Source organism: Chitinophaga sp. W2I13, from assembly GCF_050434005.1.
In the GTDB taxonomy this organism is placed as follows: Bacteria; Bacteroidota; Bacteroidia; order Chitinophagales; family Chitinophagaceae; genus Chitinophaga.
This window is the reverse complement of sequence record NZ_JBNPWD010000001.1, coordinates 3,771,649-3,792,336: the sequence shown is the minus strand read 5'-3', so window position 1 is coordinate 3,792,336 and position 20,688 is coordinate 3,771,649. Positions and strand designations below refer to the sequence as shown.

Annotated in this window: 20 protein-coding genes and 1 other RNA gene; 12 read left to right on the top strand and 9 right to left on the bottom strand. The window is 45.7% G+C overall.

Annotated features, from left to right (window positions below; all coding sequences use genetic code 11):
* Window positions 1-20 precede the first annotated feature (20 nt).
* From gatC to QFZ48_RS15765, 5 genes are all read left to right on the top strand, one after another.
* A complete protein-coding gene (gatC, locus tag QFZ48_RS15785) occupies window positions 21-311 on the top strand; it encodes an Asp-tRNA(Asn)/Glu-tRNA(Gln) amidotransferase subunit GatC (RefSeq protein ID WP_079470697.1) in 291 nt (96 codons plus the stop codon).
* 5 nt (window positions 312-316) lie between these two features.
* On the top strand, window positions 317-1,018 hold the full coding sequence (locus QFZ48_RS15780) for an ABC transporter ATP-binding protein (RefSeq protein WP_429051167.1): 702 nt from the start codon (window positions 317-319) through the stop codon (window positions 1,016-1,018).
* 87 nt (window positions 1,019-1,105) lie between these two features.
* Window positions 1,106-1,666, top strand: coding sequence for a cob(I)yrinic acid a,c-diamide adenosyltransferase (locus QFZ48_RS15775; RefSeq protein ID WP_429051168.1), 561 nt, complete (start codon window positions 1,106-1,108; stop codon window positions 1,664-1,666).
* A 21-nt stretch (window positions 1,667-1,687) separates the two neighbouring features.
* Window positions 1,688-2,278, top strand: a complete 591-nt coding sequence (locus QFZ48_RS15770) for a riboflavin synthase (RefSeq protein WP_429051169.1) — start codon at window positions 1,688-1,690, stop codon at window positions 2,276-2,278.
* 40 nt (window positions 2,279-2,318) lie between these two features.
* Complete coding sequence (locus QFZ48_RS15765) at window positions 2,319-3,008, top strand: hypothetical protein (RefSeq protein WP_429051170.1); 690 nt, start codon at window positions 2,319-2,321, stop codon at window positions 3,006-3,008.
* Between the two features lie 5 nt (window positions 3,009-3,013).
* Here QFZ48_RS15765 and QFZ48_RS15760 read toward each other — a convergent pair whose 3' ends face one another.
* The 7 genes from QFZ48_RS15760 to QFZ48_RS15730 all read right to left on the bottom strand — a co-directional run bounded on the left by QFZ48_RS15760 (window position 3,014) and on the right by QFZ48_RS15730 (window position 10,483).
* A complete protein-coding gene (locus QFZ48_RS15760) occupies window positions 3,014-4,138 on the bottom strand; it encodes an FAD-dependent monooxygenase (protein WP_429062943.1) in 1,125 nt (374 codons plus the stop codon).
* A gap of 80 nt (window positions 4,139-4,218) precedes the next feature.
* Window positions 4,219-5,076, bottom strand: a complete 858-nt coding sequence (locus QFZ48_RS15755; RefSeq protein ID WP_429062941.1) for an AraC family transcriptional regulator — start codon at window positions 5,074-5,076, stop codon at window positions 4,219-4,221.
* Window positions 5,077-5,089: 13 nt separating this feature from the next.
* The gene (locus QFZ48_RS15750) at window positions 5,090-6,313 is read right to left on the bottom strand and encodes a DUF58 domain-containing protein (RefSeq protein ID WP_429062939.1); all 1,224 of its coding nucleotides are present in this window, start codon (window positions 6,311-6,313) and stop codon (window positions 5,090-5,092) included.
* A gap of 153 nt (window positions 6,314-6,466) precedes the next feature.
* Window positions 6,467-7,447 (bottom strand): AAA family ATPase, encoded by a 981-nt coding sequence (locus QFZ48_RS15745; protein WP_370913543.1) that lies wholly within the window; start codon window positions 7,445-7,447, stop codon window positions 6,467-6,469.
* Window positions 7,448-7,450: 3 nt separating this feature from the next.
* A complete protein-coding gene (locus QFZ48_RS15740; protein ID WP_429051174.1) occupies window positions 7,451-8,677 on the bottom strand; it encodes a DUF4350 domain-containing protein in 1,227 nt (408 codons plus the stop codon).
* Entirely contained in the window at window positions 8,674-9,486 is an 813-nt protein-coding gene (locus tag QFZ48_RS15735) for a hypothetical protein (RefSeq protein WP_429051175.1), read from the bottom strand. Before QFZ48_RS15735 ends, QFZ48_RS15740 begins: the two co-directional genes overlap by 4 nt.
* 1 nt (window position 9,487) lies before the next feature.
* Complete coding sequence (locus QFZ48_RS15730; protein ID WP_429051176.1) at window positions 9,488-10,483, bottom strand: stage II sporulation protein M; 996 nt, start codon at window positions 10,481-10,483, stop codon at window positions 9,488-9,490.
* Between the two features lie 119 nt (window positions 10,484-10,602).
* Here QFZ48_RS15730 and QFZ48_RS15725 point away from each other — a divergent pair, with 119 nt between their 5' ends.
* On the top strand, window positions 10,603-11,343 hold the full coding sequence (locus tag QFZ48_RS15725) for an RDD family protein (protein WP_429051178.1): 741 nt from the start codon (window positions 10,603-10,605) through the stop codon (window positions 11,341-11,343).
* A gap of 122 nt (window positions 11,344-11,465) precedes the next feature.
* A complete protein-coding gene (locus QFZ48_RS15720; protein WP_429062937.1) occupies window positions 11,466-12,680 on the top strand; it encodes an amidohydrolase family protein in 1,215 nt (404 codons plus the stop codon).
* Between the two features lie 59 nt (window positions 12,681-12,739).
* Here QFZ48_RS15720 and QFZ48_RS15715 read toward each other — a convergent pair whose 3' ends face one another.
* Window positions 12,740-13,183, bottom strand: a complete 444-nt coding sequence (locus QFZ48_RS15715) for a DUF5684 domain-containing protein (protein WP_429051182.1) — start codon at window positions 13,181-13,183, stop codon at window positions 12,740-12,742.
* 203 nt (window positions 13,184-13,386) lie between these two features.
* Between QFZ48_RS15715 and ffs the strand changes: the two genes are divergently transcribed.
* The 5 genes from ffs (at window position 13,387) to QFZ48_RS15690 (ending at window position 19,282) form a co-directional block, all read left to right on the top strand.
* An RNA gene (gene ffs, locus QFZ48_RS15710) (signal recognition particle sRNA small type) lies at window positions 13,387-13,486 on the top strand.
* 120 nt (window positions 13,487-13,606) lie between these two features.
* Window positions 13,607-14,257: a fructose-6-phosphate aldolase gene (gene fsa, locus QFZ48_RS15705; protein ID WP_079470709.1), complete on the top strand. Its 651-nt coding sequence runs from the start codon at window positions 13,607-13,609 to the stop codon at window positions 14,255-14,257.
* Window positions 14,258-14,747: 490 nt separating this feature from the next.
* Complete coding sequence (gene glpK, locus QFZ48_RS15700) at window positions 14,748-16,241, top strand: glycerol kinase GlpK (protein ID WP_429051183.1); 1,494 nt, start codon at window positions 14,748-14,750, stop codon at window positions 16,239-16,241.
* A 34-nt stretch (window positions 16,242-16,275) separates the two neighbouring features.
* On the top strand, window positions 16,276-16,986 hold the full coding sequence (locus QFZ48_RS15695; protein WP_429051185.1) for an MIP/aquaporin family protein: 711 nt from the start codon (window positions 16,276-16,278) through the stop codon (window positions 16,984-16,986).
* Window positions 16,987-17,968: 982 nt separating this feature from the next.
* The gene (locus QFZ48_RS15690; RefSeq protein ID WP_429051186.1) at window positions 17,969-19,282 is read left to right on the top strand and encodes an NAD(P)/FAD-dependent oxidoreductase; all 1,314 of its coding nucleotides are present in this window, start codon (window positions 17,969-17,971) and stop codon (window positions 19,280-19,282) included.
* A 57-nt stretch (window positions 19,283-19,339) separates the two neighbouring features.
* Here the strand turns inward: QFZ48_RS15690 and QFZ48_RS15685 are convergent, their stop codons facing one another.
* Window positions 19,340-20,632: a DUF5103 domain-containing protein gene (locus QFZ48_RS15685; RefSeq protein ID WP_429051187.1), complete on the bottom strand. Its 1,293-nt coding sequence runs from the start codon at window positions 20,630-20,632 to the stop codon at window positions 19,340-19,342.
* Window positions 20,633-20,688 lie beyond the last annotated feature (56 nt).

Genomic DNA, 20,688 nt, shown 5'->3' with positions numbered 1-20,688 from the left:
TCTTTTGATTTAATTTGATTATGGAAGTGAACGACGTACTGGTGCAGCAACTGGCCGATCTGGCCAGGTTGGAATTCAACGACCAGGAGAAGATTGAAATACGCGGAGACCTCCAGAGGATGATCACCTTTGTGGAGAAACTGAATGAACTGGATACCACCGATGTGAAGCCATTACTTCACCTGACAGATGATTATAATGTTTTCAGGGAAGATAAGGTAATACCGGTAATCACCCGTGAAGAGGCCCTGAAAAACGCACCTTCCGCCACTGAGGAATACTTTAAAGTGCCGAAAATAATAAAGAAATAACCCACATGGAAAAGTCCGTCATACACCTGGAAGGAATCAGGAAAAGTTATTTTCTCGGTAAAAATGAATTACCGGTACTCAAAGGCGTATCGCTGGACATTTTCAAGAATGAATATGTGGCGCTCATGGGCCCCTCCGGCTCGGGAAAGTCTACCCTGATGAACATCCTCGGATGCCTGGACACGCCCACTGCCGGCAGGTACGTTCTCAGCGGACATGATGTGAGCAAAATGGAAGACAACGACCTGGCCATCGTACGCGGCAAGGAAATCGGCTTTGTATTCCAGCAGTTCAACCTCATGCCCCGCCTCACCGCCCTGGAAAATGTGGCCATTCCACTGATCTACGCCGGCATCAACAGAAAGGACAGGGAAGAAAGGGCCATCGCCATGCTGAAAAAAGTAGGCCTCGGCGACCGCTATAAACATAAACCCAATGAACTCTCCGGCGGACAGTGCCAGCGCGTTGCCATCGCCCGCGCCCTGGTGAATAATCCGTCCCTTATCCTCGCAGATGAGCCCACCGGTAACCTCGACTCAAAAACGTCTGTGGAAATCATGGAAATCTTTGGGGCCATCCACGACTCCGGTAACACCGTGGTGCTGGTAACACACGAAGAAGATATCGCCGATCACGCCCGCCGCGTTATACGCCTGCGCGATGGCGTCATCGAATCAGACCGCATCAACGAAAAAGCACACGCATAAAATCTCCCGATTACTGCATAACGGCGTTACAGGATACTTCCCGTAACGCCGTTATTCGTATTTTGCAACCGATCAACACCAACACCCATGTCTTTCAAAATATATACTAAAACAGGCGACAAAGGCAAAACATCCCTCATCGGCGGCACCAAAGTGCCTAAAAGCGATGTCCGCATCGATGCCTATGGCACCGTGGATGAACTCAACTCCTACATCGGCCTGGTAAACGATTACATCGCAGACCCGGACACCAAAAGCCTGCTCCGCGAAATACAGGACCGCCTCTTTACCATCGGCGCCGCACTGGCCTGCGACCCCGACAAAGAAACCAAACTGAAAATACCAGACCTTCACGAAGGCGATATCACCCTCCTGGAAAAAAGTATCGACCAGATGAATGAAGAGCTTCCGGTGATGAAATCATTCATCCTTCCCGGCGGACATGTAGCCGTATCTACCTGCCACATCGCCCGCTGCGTATGCCGCCGCACAGAACGCCTCTGCGTAGGCATGCAGGAGCACGATATGTTCATTGAACCGCTGGTACTCAAGTATATTAACCGCCTCAGCGATTACCTCTTTGTGCTGGCCCGTTGGACAGGGCACAAGCTGGGCGCGGAAGAAATTCCCTGGAAACCCCGGGTGTAGAAAAATGCTTAAATTTGCCGCATGTTTACAGGAATCATAGAAACACTAGCAGAAGTAGTATCCACCAGGAAGGAAGGCAGTAACCTGGTAATCACGATACAAACACCACTGGCAGCTGAATTAAAAATAGACCAGAGCGTGTCGCATAACGGCGTATGCCTAACGGTAACCAATATCCAGGGCGATACTTACGAAACCGTAGCGGTAGATGAAACCCTGCAGAAAACAAACCTCGGCCAGCTCACCCCTACACAATTCGTGAACCTCGAAAGAGCTATGGTGTTCAACGGCCGCATCGATGGCCACCTGGTGCAAGGCCATGTGGATAGCGTAGGAGAATGCCTCTCCTGCCAGGAACAGGATGGCAGCTGGTTATTCCGCTTCCGCTACCCTGCCGAATTCGCCGCGCTGATTGTGGAAAAAGGAAGCATTTGCCTCAATGGTATCAGTCTCACCGTATTCAATGTCACCAACGATGAGTTCTCTGTTGCCATTATTCCATACACCTACGAATTTACCAACATCTCAAATATAAAAACCGGCAGCCTGGTAAACCTGGAATTTGATATTCTCGGTAAATACGTAGCCAGGCAAATGGCGGTAAGAAATTAATCAGCCGGTTGTCCACCGGTGCTAAAACATTCCAAACCGCATGCTGAAATATCTCCTGCTCTGCACCTTACTTGCTATCACCCTGCCGGCAAATGCCCAACAGGCCAAAGTAGCGCGCATAGTGGCCTTTTATGATGCAGATGCTGTGACGGAATTGTACAACAGCGCGCCCCTGGGCATCCGGATTATTTATACCGATAGCTCCACCCAGCAAACTACCGGACTCCTGGAAGGAAACCTCCGCTGGAACAAATTAACCGTTAGCAGCAGCAACGGGCAAATACAAAACGGCGTACTCCGTTTTAACAGGGAACAACTGGTAAAAGATAAATACCGTATAACCCTTACCGTTACTACACCCAACAACACCTCCCATCAAACCACCCTGCAACTCCCGGCCATTACCGCTATCCGGTTCAATCATTATGCCGACAGCATAAAACGCGATATCCGCTTCTACCTGAATATAGAAGGAAAATTCAGCAGCGGGAAAGTATTCCCGTTAGATACCAATGCCATCAGGTTCGCTGCCTCCGCAGGAAAAATAATAGGACAGGATTTATTACTCCCAAAAAATGATACCCTGAAATCAGTAACAGTGGAAGCCTGGTACAAACACAACGACCGCCTCTACCTGCGATCCGTGATACCAGTAAAACAGGCGCCGGACGCAGACTCCCTTATTTTGAAAAATACAGACGACCTGTTTAAAAAGAAGAGAAGACATTAGCCGGTCTAAAAACCAACACCTTCCGTGTTTCTTTTGCGAATAGCTTCTTCGGTTCCCGGAACAAGCGTTTCTAAACCCATGCGTATAGCTTCTGCCTGGACCTCCTCAATAAACGGGCGGAAATTTTTGTTGTAATCCTGGAAGGCTAATTCAAAATCTCCATTGTGTTGCAGAAAAGCATCCGCTAATGCGGCAGCTCCATCTATTGCCAACGATCCGCCCTTTCCCGTAGCAGGGGAAGCACAATAGCCTGCGTCGCCCACCAGCGCCACTCTGCCTTTTGTCCACGATGGCATTTTTACCTGGCAAAGCTTATCGAAGTAAAAAGTTGTAGCATTCATTACTTCGTCCAATAATTCCGCAGTTCTCCAGCTTTGTTCTTGAAATTGTCCCAAAATGATTTTTCTTTGTTGTTCTTCATCACGATAATCGTAAGGAATTTCCTTCTCTGAACGAAAGCAGAAAATTATATCAGTTTTGTTGTTGTAAGCATTTAGCATTACTACCTTATCAGGCACGTTATAGAATTGCGTTGTATTTTGCTTTATCAGCAATTTATTTACGATGGTGATAGAGAAATATTGCCCGAGAAAATGCAGGTAACCCGCTTCATTGCCAAACCAGATCTTCCTTACCGCCGAATGTATGCCGTCGCAGCCGAACACTAAATCAAAAGCCTGTTGTGAGCCATCTTTAAAGGTAACTTCAACATCGTCGTTCGTTTCGTTTAAGGCGGTGATACTGTTGTTGAAAATGAATTCAACGTCATTTTTCACCGTATCAAACAAGATATTGAGTAATGTATTTCTTTCAATCTCGCATTCGTCTTCCCGCAGTTGTTCACCTTCCCTTTTTAATATCATGGTTCCTTCCGTAACATCATCTGCATTTTTAAATTCCAGCATTTCCATTACCAATCTGTTTGATTTAATTTGTTCAAAGATTCCCATACGCTTAACAATATCAACAGTATTCCCTTCTATGTTAACAGGCGTTCCTCCCATTTTAAGGCCGTTTGCGATTTCAACAATAGTTACTTTGTAACCTAACTTATTCATCCAATAAGCGGTTGAAAGGCCGGCAAAACTTGCACCCGAAACGAGTACTTTTTTATCTTTTAATATTTTCATTTTTATACGATTTTATTTGACCATGCAAAGGAACATCGTATAACAGGGAGAAAAAATAACAATACAAAGTAGATATTGGATCAACCGAGGTTTTTATTCCGGAAAGCTAAAGGGGTTATTCCTGTGATTTTGGTAAATAGCCGCGAAAAATAAGGGTAATCATCATACCCTAATGCGGTAGCGATTTCCTTTACCGATTTACCGGAATGGTAGAGTAAACGTTTTGCTTCTAAAATAACACGTTGCTGTATGTGATGCGACACGGAATAGCCTGTTGTATTTTTGACACATTCGTTCAGGTAAGGTGTGGATATATTTAGTTTTTGGGCGTAGGCTGCCGGGCGTTTGTCAGTGGTAAAATTATGCTCCAATGCTTCCCTGAAGGCTTTTGTAACCAATTCAAAGCGCGGAAATTTCTCTATTGGCTTAGATTGTTCTAAATACAGGGACACCACCAATGCGACCAGTGCATTACAGCTATCTTTCAGCAATGAATGATACAGTTTATCGTTCGTTCGTTTTGAAAATTTCAGGCAAAGTGATACGGCTTCGGAAATAATAGAAAATACTTCTTCATTTAGGGACAATGGTTTTGTGGGTGTAATGTCTTCTAATAGTTTTAGATATTCACTGTTAATATCTACATTATTGATGGCCCACGTGCTGACTTCTACATTTTCAAATGTTATTATACGATGTACCTGATTTGGGTGCATGTAGATGATAGACGGAGACTGGATTTCATACTTTTGAAAATCAATTTCGATCGTAATGGCGCCTTCCTCAAGTAAGTGAAATGAATGACGATCATGCCGCTCAGATTGTTCCTCTCCTTCGAAACCGGGGAAATCTTTAAGAGATATCCGCTCAATGGAAATACCTGGATGATACTCACCTCCGAAATGATTTACAGGAATGGATCTTAGTTTTTTTGGCATTGCTTGTTGTGAATTAGATCAACATACGTGATTTTAATTCCAGGTATTTATTTACCACGTTTAACGTCAATTGCTCCGGGGGACTCAGCAACGACATAATTCCATATTTCGCCAGCTCTTTTACAATCAGCTTCTTATCATACGCAAACTTCTGTGCAATGGTCTGCCTGTAAATTCCCTCCACATCCTGCACCGTTTGTTCTGTTACCCGCTTCAGTTCTGTATTTTCAAAAAACACCACCAGTACCAGGTGATAACGTGCCAGGCGCCGCAGGAAGGGTAACTGCCGGTGCAAACTGGACATCGACTCAAAATTAGTATAGATCATGAGCAGCGACCGCGTAGATAGACTACTGCGCAGCTGCACACTCAATGCTTCGTAATCACTTTCCTGCCAGCGTGTTTCCTGTGCATACAGCGTTTCCAGGATTTTGTTTACCTGCACTTTTTTATTGCTGGCGGCCAATACTTCTACCTTATTTTCGTTGAAAGTAACCAGCCCCGCCTTATCGCCTTTATCCACCGCCACATTGCTGAATACCAGCGACGCATTAATAGCGTAATCCAGCAACGATAAACCGTTGAAAGGCATCTTCATATTCCGGCCTTTGTCGATGATGGAATATACCTGCTGCGATCTTTCTTCCACGTAATTATTGATCATCAGGTTACCGCTGCGGGCCGTCGCTTTCCAGTTGAGCATACGCACATCATCCCCTTTTGTATACGGCTTAATATGATCAAACTCCATGCTATGGCCAATTACCCGGCGCTTATGCACACCCAGTTCATTCAGCCGGTTCATGTAGGAATACAAAGCATAATGCCGCAACTGGTGAAAACTGGGATACACGCTGATCGTTTGTTCATTATCAAAAATGAACCGGCGGCTTACAATGCCCAATGCACTTCTAACAAATACGTTGCTGTAGCCAAAGTTATACAGCCCTCTTTCCAACGGACGCAACACATACCGGAAAATATGCGCACCTGCTGCGGATACTTTTGCCTGCAAGAGAAAATCACGTTCCTGGAACTGAAGGGGTAATTCATCAATCACAGATACAAATACCGGAAACGGGTACCGGCTGTGAAAATCCAGCAATACCTCGTTATCATCCCCGTTACTGAAACGGTTACTGGTTTTCCGTTCCATCGATACAATACTGGCCGGGCGCAGGATCAGCAGGATCATATCCAGCAATACAACACCTACCAGCACAATAAATGCAATCACAGCAATATTGAAAATGCGCGGAATAAAAAAACGAAATGATAAATAACAGGATATTCCCTCCCAGCAGGAAATAAAGCCTGTTGGTAAAAAAGAGTATCTGGAATAAATTATTCTTTACAGTGGCTGACATACTAATATCTTCTAGGGAGATGATTATCTCGGTACCTCTATCGTTTTTACGATCTGTGCAATCACGTCATCTGTTTTGATGCCTTCCATTTCTTTTTCGGGCGTCAGCATAATACGATGACGCAATACATGCGGCACCATTTCCACCACATCGTCAGGAATTACAAAATCCCGGTTCTTCATGGCAGCGGTGGCTTTTGCACAGTTCATAACAGCAATGGATGCACGCGGAGAAGCGCCCAGGTACAGCGAGGAGTTCATGCGCGTTTCATTGATAATAGACGCAATGTAATGAAACAGCTTTTCGTCTATTATTACCTGCCGTACGAGGTTCTGAAATTCGATGATCTGCGTGGTAGTTATTACTTTGCTGATCATTTTTGTAAGATCTGTTTCCCCGTTGAAGTGATGAATACTGCGCAATACAGCTACTTCTTCTTCCAGGTTAGGATACCTTACTTCTATTTTAAAGAGGAACCTGTCGAGTTGTGCTTCCGGCAACCGGTAAGTACCCTCCTGTTCAATCGGATTTTGAGTGGCAATCACCATAAAGGGCCGGTCGAGCGACCAGGTGGTGCCGTCGTTGGTGATTTGTCTTTCTTCCATTACTTCAAACAACGCCGACTGTGTTTTAGCGGGGGCACGGTTTATTTCATCGATCAGCACCAGGTTACTGAAAATGGGTCCTTTCTTGTATTCAAACTCGCGTGTTTGCGGATTAAAAACGGAAGTGCCCAATACATCCGCCGGCATCAGGTCGGGTGTAAACTGGATACGGCTGAAGTCCGCATCCACACATTGCGCCAGCAATTTTGCCGTGAGTGTTTTTGCAACGCCGGGAACACCTTCAATCAGCACATGTCCCTGTGTAAGCAAGCCTGCTATCAGCAGGTCTACCATCTGGTGCTGTCCCACAATTACTTTCCCTATCTGCTCCCTGATGGCTTCCACACCTTCATGCAAGGCAGAAAAATCAGTCCTGGGTTGAAATGTATTGGTATCCATTATTTATTTCGTGTTTATATAAAATTGTTGAATGCGGTTATAAAAATCTTTCAGATCATCGTCGCTGATATTTTCTTCCAGCTGTATATTGTGTACCATCTGCAACAATGCCCTGATATCCCCTTCAGGCACCTGCGACTTACGCGCCAGCGACGCAATAAATTCATCATTCAGCACATTAGTATTGAGATAATAACTGGAACGTATATACTCCATAAAATGAATGATCATTTTATGCGCCAGGTTGTAGTTGTTGTGTTGCTGATAGTACAATTGACCAATAGCATCTACAAACTCCAGTGAAGTATTGTTTACGGCTGGTTTATCGGGGATAATCCGTTGCCGGCGCTTGCTTTCAAACACTACGTACAGCAGCAGCAATATCACCGACAGCCACAACGCCCAACGCATGGATGCATACCGCATCAGCACCTGCCACTCACTGAAGTCGCCCGACTGTGCGCTATGCTGACTGTTATAGAAATCATCCCAGTACACATTGCCGGCATCACTGATCAGGTACGATAGCTGCGTTTCCAGCGCCTTTACATTCTGCTTGTGCAGTAAAAAATAATTCGTGAAAGTATATGGATTCAGCAGCAGGTAAATGAAACCGCCGCGATACGCAATACGGATGAAATCGGGCTTGTTTTTATAATTGTAGCCAAGTATGCTGGTAGTATTACTATCTACCGCTGAAAAATAACTTCCGCTTACCCTGCCAGGGTAACTGAAAGAGGTATCCATTGGAATGGTTTCATCAGCATACCGCTGTACAACACCTTCTTTTTTGAGTTGCATATTATTGCTTTCCACCGTCACAAATTTCAGGTGTTTTTCCAGCAGAGGATCCGGCGTATTTACAGCAATAAACAACTCGTTTCCCCGTGATACATAATCCAGCATGGCCTCTATATCGCTTTCAGTGGTGAACAGCCGGTCGGCCACCAGGATGTATACATTGTTCCTGAATTTCAGCTCACTGTCCTTATCAAAAGTGCGGGCAAAAGGTTTCGTTACCACCTGCACAGAATTCCTTATAAACAGCTGGGGCAGCATCTTAAAAGCAGCATAGGCGCCGCCTGCTTTTTTATCCTTGCTGTAAAAAGAAGACTGGGTCATATCTGTGGATTGCTCATTTTTTTTGTTGGCGAGATTTCCACTCACCATGACCAGTACTACCAGCAGGAGCAAAACGAACAGGACGATATATAGAGGTTTGTTCTTCACGAAGTTTTTCCGATTGTGTTATTAAAATCCCTGAACTCCTGGTTAATATTCCTGAAATTCTCTTCACTCACTTCAAATCCGCCATACCAGATATATTCATAATCCAACGTCAGCGTAGCAAATTTTTTATAGTAGGGAGAACTCCGCATGCTGCGCAGGTAATCGTTATTGGTTTTTTCTCTCCCCGGTACTATCAGCTCCCGGCCTGCCAGTTGAAACAAGGTATACAGGTACCACCAGCGGATAGCTTGTCTTGTTTCCCCGGCAGCTATTGCCGCTTTTATTTTTTCTTCATACTCCTGTGCACTTTGCAGGTCTTCTTCCTGTACTTCTGTTAATCCTTCTACCAGTTGCGGTTTACGGAAAAAGCTCATGCCATTGCTTTTCATAAACCAATACACCAGGAAGCCCAAACCTGCCAGCAGCAATAGCATCACAATGATGCGGATAGCACCGATCGATGAAAATAAAGCCATTAGGAAACGTTGCACCCAGCTATTATCCGGGGGCGGTTCCGGCGGTATTTCCTGGTATTGCAGCTTCTTATTTTCTTTCAGCGCTTTCACCAGTGAGTCCGGTACCTCACGCAATTCAAATGGTGGAATTTCTGTCGCATATTCTTCTTCGCCTTCCGCACGCTCCCGGTCTACCTGGATGGTAGCGAAGCTGTCTTCAGTTATCCTTGCCTGCAATAAGCTATCGTATTCTTCTTTATTTCGGGCTGTACCTTCATATTGCGCCATGCTTTGCAGGGCACAGCAAAGCAGCAGTAACAGCAGGCTGTATTTAATCCGGAAAAAATGATTCATGTTACTGCTTTGAAAGGGTAAATGGTGTTAATACTTTCCCTTCCGCACTCAGCCGGTATCCTTTTTTATGCAGGTAAATGGGATAAAAAATAAAATAGCCCAGGATAAAAGCCAGTGATGCCAGGAGGATAAAAAGACTTACCACCAGCGGCATTTCTGTATACCGGGTTACAAAGCTTTCCAGGAAAGCGGCCACAATGAATACGGGAATCAGGGTTACCATGATCTTGATACCGTCTTTTGCACCTTTACGCAGGGAATCGATCCGCTTGCGTGTACCGGGGAAAAGGATGCTCTTTCCCATGATAATGCCTGCACAGGCCGCGATCACAATACTGGATATTTCCAGGGTGCCATGGATCCAGATCACCAGGATAGATTTCCAGCCGAGGCCATGCGAAAAGAAGATATACTGGAAAACGCCCAGCATCACACCATTGCGTATCAAGAGATATAAGGAACCAACACCCAGGAAAATGCCTCCTATATAACAATAGAAAGATACCATGATATTGTTGTAGGCAATCCGGAAAAACATCATCACCGGGTTACCGTCTTTATACACGCCGAAAGGATCTTTATTGGCAATATTGCGTTCCGTCATGTTTACATATTCATCGCCTAATACGCCACGCACAAACGTTTCATCGTGTGCTGATGAAAAGGCGCCGATAATACAGAACAATAAAAAGAAACAGAGCGTAAATAATAACAGGCGGTGGTGCTTACGGAACAACAGTGGTAATTCATATTTAAAAAACAACTGGAAGCGTCCTACATCTTCCTTACGGTTCTGGTAAATACGATGATAGATACCTGCCGCCAGGCCGTTGATATAACGGGTTACTTTACTGAAGCTGTAAAAAGTTTTAGCGTAAGACAGATCATCTAGCAGTGATACAAATCTTTCCGCCATTTCATCAGGGTCATCTGTCGGTTCCTCCTGGTATTTCTTCCAGCGGGACAAATTTTTTTTGATAAACAGCGATTCTCTCATAGTGAGTCCTTTCCCTTTTAAATACAGATATCACCTACAGTAATGGGTTACTAATGGGGGAATACCGGCAAACATACTAAATCGTTCAACAATATATCAACAAATATGTAAATTTGAGTATGGCAGATATAAAAATACCGACTTCTTTCAATATAGACCTGGAATTTGAATCAGCAGACATCATGAAAAGATTCCTGGCCTGGCTCATTGATTTCGGCATCCGTTTTTTTTATTACCTGGTGGCGTATATGACATTGAGCTCTTTCCGTATAGAGATGGAGGGGCATGTGGGCATCTACTTTTTCCTGGTATTGCTGCCCCTGTTGTTTTACTTCCCTGTGGCGGAAATCGGCATGAAAGGACAAACACCCGGAAAAAAAATACTGCATCTGCAGGTGGTAAGTATGACGGGCAACCAGCCAAGTATAAGTCAGCACCTGATAAGATGGATATTCCGGATCATAGAAACACCGCTGTATTTTTTCGCCCTGGTACCGGTGATTATCCCGGCAGTATCTATTGTGCGCACCCCTTATAACCAGCGGCTGGGCGACCTGGTAGCCGGCACCATTGTGATCAGCACCAAAAGAAAAGGCAGTATAGAAGAAACCATCTTCCGGGATCTTTCCAACAGCGATTACAAACCGCAGTTTCCACAGATCATGAAGCTGTCTGACAGGGATATGAATAAAGTGAAAGACCTGCTGGACCGCGCGCTGAAGGCGAAAGACGACGAGCTCGCCGCCAGGGTGGCCATGCGGGTAAGAGAAGTACTGCATATTGAAACCGACCTGCCCAATACCTATTTCCTCGAAACGGTACTGAACGACTATAATTACTATACTACTAAAGAAAATTAATTTGCGCCTTCTGCAACGTATTTAAATACTTCCGTAACATTTATGACCGGTAGTAAGGGAGAATTATTAAATAGCACCTGATAAGACTTAATTTAAGCTGGTTCGTTCTTAATAATTATCTGATGAAAACATTATTGTTTTGTTTGCTGGTTCTTCTTTCCGGAAGTGTGTATGCACAGGAAGATCTTGCACTGGTGGGCGCCACCATATATACCTCTCCCAAAACGGCACCAATTATATCAGGTGTGGTTATCATCAAAAACGGGAAAATTGCAGCGGCGGGCAAACAGGTAAAAGTGCCTGCACATATGAAAGTACTGGACTGCAAAGGCCTGGTGATGATGGCCGGTTTCTGGAACAGTCATGTACATTTTATTGAACCCGGGTGGGACCATGCGGACAAGCAGCCGGCAGCGCAGCTCAATAACCGGATGGATAGCATGATCAACAGTCGTGGTTTTACACATGTATTTGACCTGGCGGCGCTGAACTATCCCAATTTGCTTGCCCTCCGGGCCAGGATTACATCAGGGGAGGTAAACGGCCCTGCTATCCTTACGGTGGGCGTTCCGTTTGTTCCGCCGCATGGAAGTCCTTTCTATATTCAGCCGCTTACCCTTCCGGAAATAAACACGCCGGAAGAAGCGGTGGCTTACGTTACTAAACAGATACAGGCTGGCGCAGACGGCATCAAGGTATGGTCCGCATCGCCGGATGGGCATGGGATTGTACCGATGCCTATAGACATCATCAAGGCTGCTACCAGCACTGCCCATAAATTTCATAAACCGGTTTTTGCCCATCCTACTGCCGATACCGGGATGAATATAGCCCTTGCCGGCGGCGTGGATATCCTTGCGCACGTGGCCCCGGATGGTTACCGCAGCTGGACGAAAAAAGAAATTGATCAACTGCTGCTGCATAAGGTAGCGCTCATTCCTACCCTGAAACTTTACAAATGGGAACTGGAAAGAAAGAACCTCCCGGTTAGTAATCCGTTGATGACAACCGCATTGCAGCAATTGGGCGCCTATGCCGGCGCAGGCGGTGAAATTTTATTCGGTACGGATGTGGGGTATATCACGGATTACGATACGTCCGACGAATTCCGGCTGATGTCTGACGCGGGGTTAAGCTTCGATGAGATACTAGCGGCGTTAACAACTGCTCCGGCAAAACGGTTTGGCATGGCGCAGCACAGCGGGCGTATCGCGAAAGGAATGGATGCGGATATTGTGTTGCTGAAAGCAGACCCGCATACAGATAGCCGCCATTTTTCAGAGGTGGCTTATACGATCCGTAATGGTAAAGTTATTTACAACGGTATCGACCGGTAACATCAAATAAAAAGAGGGCGCCTCAAAATGAGACGCCCTCTTTACTATCTTATTTTTGATCAGGCCGTTTTTCCTATTGAGTTCAGGTCTTCAGTAATATTATTAAAACGGGTGGGATCGCCTGCCGGTCCTTTGTACACGATGGTACGGTCGAACGCCAGGATAGGATAAAACACGATAGGCAGTAATACCAGGCCTACCGTAAATCCTTCTGATTTACCAAAACTTTTACTGAGCAGATTGGTTGCCCAAATACCCCAAATGGCTCCTACATAAGGAATACACATCAGGAGCAACCAATACCATGGTTTGCCAATAATTTGGGTAAGCACATAAATGTTGTAGATAGGGATAATTGCTTTCCAACCTTCCTGGCCGGCTTTCTCGAATACCTTCCACATACAGAAGGCGAAGAAAACGATAATTACCAGCATGATAATTAAAAAGACACCGCTAAACATGGCGCTAAAAACGCTGCCGCCTTCATAAGTAGTTGTTTCCATAATTGAGGTTTATATTGTTTTGAAAATGAATGATGACAATACTTTGGGATATGTTTACATTCCAAATATATATAATTTTTTCCATTACATAGCATTGTCAGTATTAACCTTAAAAGATTGCGTATTCCTACGGTGTTAAAAAAAGTTTCAACATTTCTGTTGCTAATGTTTGGATTTTCAACGCATTCTATTACCTTTGCAACCGGCAAGTCTTATACGACCAGCTCCTACTGAACTCCCCCAGGACAGGAATGTAGCAAGGGTAGGTGGTTGTAGCGGTGCGATATAAGTAACTTGCCTTTTTTTCTTTTTTTATTGTCATTAGTTGCTTGTCAATAGTATCTGGTTGCTATTTTCTCCACCTCTTTCACTAATGACAGCTTCTCCCAAATGTTCATTTCCTGACAACTAATTTATCATAGTATGAAATTCTTTATCGATACAGCTAATCTGGCGCAAATCAAAGAAGCTCACGATCTTGGCGTTCTCGATGGTGTAACCACCAATCCTTCCCTGATGGCCAAAGAAGGTATCAAAGGCGAAGCTGCAATTATCAAACATTACGAAGATATCTGCGAAATAGTAGATGGTGATGTAAGTGCAGAAGTATTATCTACAGATTTTAAATCTATCATTGAAGAAGGTAAGAAACTGGCTGCTATCCACCCGAACATCGTGGTGAAAGTGCCTATGATCAAAGACGGCGTAAAAGCCATCAAATGGTTTACCGACAATGGTATCAGAACTAACTGCACCCTGGTGTTCTCTGCCGGTCAGGCTATCCTGGCTGCCAAAGCAGGCGCAGCTTATGTTTCCCCATTCATTGGCCGTATCGACGATACCAACTGGGATGGTGTGGAACTGATCGCACAAATCGCACAGATCTACAGCTTACAGGGTTACAAAACTGAAATCCTGGCCGCCTCTATCCGTAGCGCACTCCACATTGTAAAATGTGCTGAAGTAGGCGCCGACGTATGTACCTGCCCGTTAGAATCTATTCTCGGTCTGCTGAAACATCCGTTAACTGATATCGGCCTGGCTAAGTTCCTGGAAGACGCAAAGAAAATGTAGTCTCCATATTTTTTAGATGGTATATCCCCGGTGCAGTAATTGCGCCGGGGATTTTTTTGCGCATGCGGAGGTTGTCTTTCTCAGGATTAAACTTATTACACTGATTACGCTGATTTGATCACTTTTGATTTTGAAAGATTCGGGGAGATAAAAGCGAAAACGCGGATTTTGTCTTACCCTTTACTGATTATATTTTTTAAAAGATTCTGGGAGATATAAGCAGATATTTTCGCTTATATCTCCCAGAATCTTTTAAAATCAAAAAGTGGTCAAATCAGCGTAATCAGTGGGTAAGACAAAATCCGCGTTTTCGCTTTTATCTCCCCGAATCTTTCAAAATCAAAAGTGATCAAATCAGCGTAATCAGTGTAATAAGTTTAATCCTGAGAAAGACAACCTCCGCATCAGGCAATCGCGTTTTGTTAGAGAATTTATCTAAATTCAGTGATAATATCCACGTAAACCCGGTAACACACAAAATGAATAGCTAATGGGAAAATACATTCTTTCGCTGGATCAGGGCACCACCAGCTCCCGCGCCATTATTTTTGACCACGATGGCAGCATCAAAGCAGTTGCCCAGAAAGAATTTAAACAGATATTCCCACAACCCGGCTGGGTAGAACACGACGCCATGGAAATCTGGACTTCACAAGCCAGCGTGGCGGCAGAAGCTATACTGAAATTAAGAGTAACCGGTGAAAACATCGCCGCCATCGGCATCACCAACCAACGTGAAACCACCATCGTGTGGGACAAACGCACCGGTAAACCCATACACAACGCTATTGTGTGGCAAGACAGGCGCACCGCCGCCTACTGCGATTCCCTCATCAAAGAAGGAAAGGAACAACTCATCAAAGATAAAACCGGCCTCCGCATCGACGCCTATTTCTCCGGCACCAAATTAAAATGGATCCTGGACAACGTTCCCGATGCACGCAGAAAAGCAGAAAACGGCGAACTGGCTTTTGGAACCGTCGACAGCTGGCTCGTATGGAACTTCTCCAACGGCAAACTCCACATCACAGATGTGAGTAATGCCTCCCGGACATTGTTGTTCAATATCAACGACATGCATTGGGACAACGAACTACTCGCCCTCTTCGATATTCCCGCCTCTATGCTGCCGGAAGTAAAGCAGTCGAGCGAAGTATATGGCTACTCGGAAGCCAATCTTACGCCCTACCGCATCCCCATTGCCGGTATTGCCGGCGATCAGCAGGCAGCCCTCTTCGGGCAGATGTGCACGCAACCCGGTATGCTCAAAAACACCTATGGCACCGGTTGTTTTATGGTATTGAATACCGGCGATAAACCCATTCCTTCCAAAAATAACCTGCTCACCACCGTTGCCTGGAAAATAAATGGCAAAACCACCTACGCACTGGAAGGCAGTATTTTCATCGGCGGCGCCGTAGTACAATGGCTCCGCGATGGTCTCGGCATCATCCGCCACTCCGCGGATGTGGAAAAGCTCGCCGCCACCGTGCCTCACAGCGATGGCGTATATTTCGTGCCAGCCTTTGCAGGCCTCGGCGCACCCTACTGGAACCAGCATGCACGCGGTACGATGGTAGGATTGACCCGCGGCTCCACCGCCGCGCATATTGCCCGCGCAGCCCTCGATAGCATCGCCTTTCAAACCATGGATGTCATGAAAGCCATGGAAGCAGACGCCGGTATGCCCATCACCGAACTACGGGTAGACGGCGGCGCTACAAAAAACAACATGCTCATGCAATTCCAGGCGGACCTGCTTAATATCAGAGTAGTACGCCCCACCATCACCGAAACAACCGCACTCGGCGCGGCTTATCTCGCCGGGCTTGCCGTCGGCTACTGGGACAGCATTGAAACCATTGCGCAGCAATGGGAAATAGATGCCACCTTCGACGCGGCGATGGAACCCGCAGAAAATGAACGGCTGCGTAAAGAATGGAAACGCGCCATCAGGGCGGCCCAGGCATGGACCGAAGAATAAATTTATCCACGTTTATCAATACTCATATTAATTTATGTCACCTTATTTAGCAGAACTAATCGGCACCGCATTCCTCATTGTACTCGGCGATGGCGTAGTAGCCAGCGTGATCCTCAACAAGTCCAAAGGCAACCAGGGCGGTTGGATCGTTATCACCCTGGGATGGGGAATGGCCGTATTCATCGGTGTATATGCCACCGCCAAATACAGCGGCGCCCACCTCAACCCCGCCGTTACCTTTGCACAGGCGCTGCAGGGAAAGCTCGCCTGGGAGGAAGTTCCCGCCTACGTAGCTGCCCAACTGGCCGGCGCAATGCTGGGAGCCCTATTGGTATGGCTCACGTACAAAAAACACTTCGACGAAACACCCGACGCCGACACCAAATTAGGCGTGTTCTGCACTATTCCTGCTATCCGTAACCCGAAATATAACTTCCTCACAGAATTCATCGCCACCATGGTATTCATCCTGGCTATCTCCTATATCACCGGCCCTACCGCTGGCATCGGCTCACTCGATGCCCTGCCCGTAGCCTTCGTAGTGCTGGCCATTGGCCTCTCGCTCGGTGGCCCCACCGGTTATGCCATCAACCCTGCACGTGACCTCGGACCACGACTCATGCACTTCCTCCTTCCCATTCCCGGCAAGCGGGACAGCGACTGGAGCTATGCCTGGATTCCTGTTCTCGGTCCACTGGCGGGCGCGGCAGCGGCTGCGTTCCTGTACCAATACTGGCTTCATTAATGCGGAGCGGAGATTATCGCGGAGGTTGTCTTGGGCACTGATTACGCTGATTTTGCTGATTGGCTTTTGGGATTTTAGCGGAGATTATCGCGGAGGTTGTCTTGGACACTGATTACGCTGATTTTGCTGATTGGCTTTTGGGATTTTAGCGGAGATGAGAGCGGAGGTTGTCTTGAGCACTGATTACGCTGATTTTATTGATTGGATTTTTGTGATTTTGAAAGAATTTTGGAATTTTCAGGGAAATTGATGGAGTAAATTTTAAAGATTGAATGAAATTGGGAGAGGATGGGTGGTTGAAGAAAGGTTGAATAAGATAGTATTAATATTGACCGTGGAATGCTTCATTTATACTTTGCATAGGCTTAGCACATACTTAATGGATGCTTGATACATGCTTAATCTATGCTGATAACCCGGAGGTGATGTGGACTTGAAGCTAAGATCTTTTATGGTGCGGCATTACGAGCGAAAAAGCACATGGCGTTTAGACGCTGAAGTGCCATATAGCTGAAATAACGTGCCAACGTATCATTCAAATTCAATGACCGGCAGCCAAATCAATCACTGCCGTCAAATACCGCCCATCTTCCATAATTATTTAGTGAAAGCAAAACCCTTTAATTTCCCTGAATTTTCCGAAAATCTCTTAAAAGAGCAAAAAACAAACCAATCTATGGACAAAATACTGATAGAAAAATAAAAATCCAGTAATGCTTTTCCATCTTTCAAAAGTCCATAATCATAAAATCCAATCAATAAAATCAGTGTAATCAGCGCCCAAGACAACCTTCGCTTCCATCTTCCAAAATCTCAAAAAAGTCAATCAGCAAAATCAGCGTAATCAGCGTCCAAGACAACCTCCGCGACAACCTCCGCTCCAACCTCCGTCCCATAGTTTTCATTTTTTTCTGAAAGTTTCGTAACTTTGAGAATCTTATTAACATATCATCGCAACTGCGGCAATATAAAATGACGAATTATGATTCAGCCCAACATCCCGGAAACAAAACAACCGCGAATCGTTATAGTAGGTGGTGGATTCGGCGGCGTAAATCTTGCCAAACAACTTAAACATGCACCCGTACAGGTAGTACTGCTCGACCGGAACAACTATCACCTGTTTCAACCGCTGCTTTACCAGGTATCTACCGCTGGCCTGGAACCAGATAGCATCGCCTTCCCGTTGCGGGGAATCTTCCGGAAACAACGTAACCTCGTATTCCGCATGGCGGAAGTAACAGGTATCCGCTCTGAAGAAAATATACTGGAAACCGGTATCGGGGAAATACATTACGACTACCTCGTTTTTGCCACCGGCAGCAATACCAACTTCTTCGGAAATAAAGATATTGAAGATAATGCCATCGGCATGAAATCACTCATAGAAGCTGTGCAGATCAGGAACTATGTGGTGAAACAATTTGAAGAAAGCCTGTTGCTGCAAAACCCGGAAGAAATAAAACCAAAGCTCAATTTCGTGATGGTGGGCGGTGGCCCTACCGGCGTGGAACTGGCCGGCGCCTTTGCAGAACTCCGCAAATACATTATGCCGAAAGACTATCCCACCCTGCCCCAGTCGCTGATGAATGTTTACCTCATTGAAGCAGGACCGAAACTGCTGGCCTCCTTCAGTGAAAAAACATCACAGAAAACACTGGAGGCCCTGCAGGAAATTGGAGTCCGTGTACTAACCAATACCGGCGTAAAAGAATACGACGGCAAAACCGTTACCCTCAGCACCGGGGAACTGATTCAAACGCAATCACTCCTCTGGAGTGCCGGCGTAAAAGGCGTCCCGGTAAAAGGTATCCCGGCGGATATTATCCTGCCAAACGGCCGCATCATCGTAAATGAACTGAACCAGCTCAAAGGATTCACCAACATATACGCCATCGGCGATATTGCCCAGATGACCAACGATCCCCGCTTCCCCAAAGGCTACCCGATGGTGGCGCAGGTGGCTATCCAACAAGGCAAAAACCTGGCACACAATCTCATGCTTTCACTGGAAAACAAACCCATGAAAGGATTTAATTATAAAGATCTCGGCAGCATGGCTACCATTGGCCGCAACAGGGCCGTAGCCGAATTTGCCGGTATGCGCATGAGCGGCTACCTCGCATGGATCGCATGGATGATCGTACACCTTCTCAGCCTGCTGGGATTCAGGAATAAACTGGTGGTATTCATCAACTGGTTTTACCGGTACTTCACCTACGAAAGAGGCACCCGCATCATCATCAAACGCGGCGCCGCCAATATTGTTAAACTACGCCAAAGCATCGGCGCATAAATAAAAAGCAACAGGGAGATGAATGATTTCATCTCCCTGTTGCTTTTTATTTATTCCTTACTTACGGTTAAGAATAGAATTCAATGTAATTGACGATACCAGCTCGTCAGACCGCCCACCCAGCGCCCGGTAATACAACAAAATGGTATAGTTGTTTTCCGTTTCCCAATGATCACCCTCTGTCATATCAGTGCTGAACTTTCCATTGGGATTGGTTTTATCTACCATCCCATAAATGTAATTATAGTATCCCTGCTTGAGGAAAATAGTGCCTTCATAAGCGCGACTGGCCCCATTATACGTAAGCTTATTCGCGTTGTTTAGCTCATAGTTGGTAAACTCGCCAAAGATATACATCTCATATCCCGCATAAGGCTCCGGCGCCCCAAATGAAAAATGTACGGAAGCATAATCCCCTTCAAAATTAGGATCATAGTCATCCAGCGTAGCCAGGTAATATTTTCCGTTGATATCTTTAATAAACTGATACGGCTTATCCGCCCTTTCCTGGTCCATTACCGCAAATACATCTGTACTGTTGTTATGATACTCGGAACGCTGCACCCTTTCGGTCTGCAACCGGAAGCTGCGCAGGTCAATCCAGCGGAATTCCTTACCTGCCGGCATGATACAGTCCTGTTCTGCATTGTATTTCAGGATGTTCCCATTAATGAACTGCGGCTTCAACGTGGTAAGCGCATTGTCCCAGCGGTAGTTCTGCAACACCACCACTTTGATCTGGTCAAAAGGATTCTGGATATTCAGGGAACCGGTATTTACTTCAAAATTGATCTTCTGGTGCGTACGGAATAGTTTAGGGGCAATGGGTTGCTGGATAAATCCCGCTATCCCTGCTTTATTTTCCACCACAAACATCCGGCGGGTAAATGCCAGCTGTGAGGTATCGCTGTCCAGGTATACCTTCAGCAGGTAATTACCTGATTTCACCGGGTAACTGTTGGTACCCGGTAGCTGAATACTGTAATGGGTATAACGCTGCAGCGACACACTGGATAACTTGTAATTCAGTATCCTGGTTTCCGAAAATCCCCGCATATAATCAAACTGGTTTACCTGTGCGGGTGTCCAGTCGGCATTGCAAAGCACAAATGAATAATAGTAGTTTTTCACATCATTATCCAGGTCATCAAACGACAGTTCCAGCTTCTCCCCTGTACCAATTGTATACATGGGTAAGCTTAACGGATCGCCGCTCTGGTTAAACTTCACGGATTTGATGTTATTGTAGTATACATGGTCCGGGGTAATAGCATTCACTTGCGCCGACGTGCTGCCGTTAAACAAACAGGAAACAAGGGCTATTGTAAAAATTAATGCTGCTGTACGCATACGAGGTAATTGATAATATTCAAGTTACGATTAAAAGCGGAAAGCCGAACGCCAAA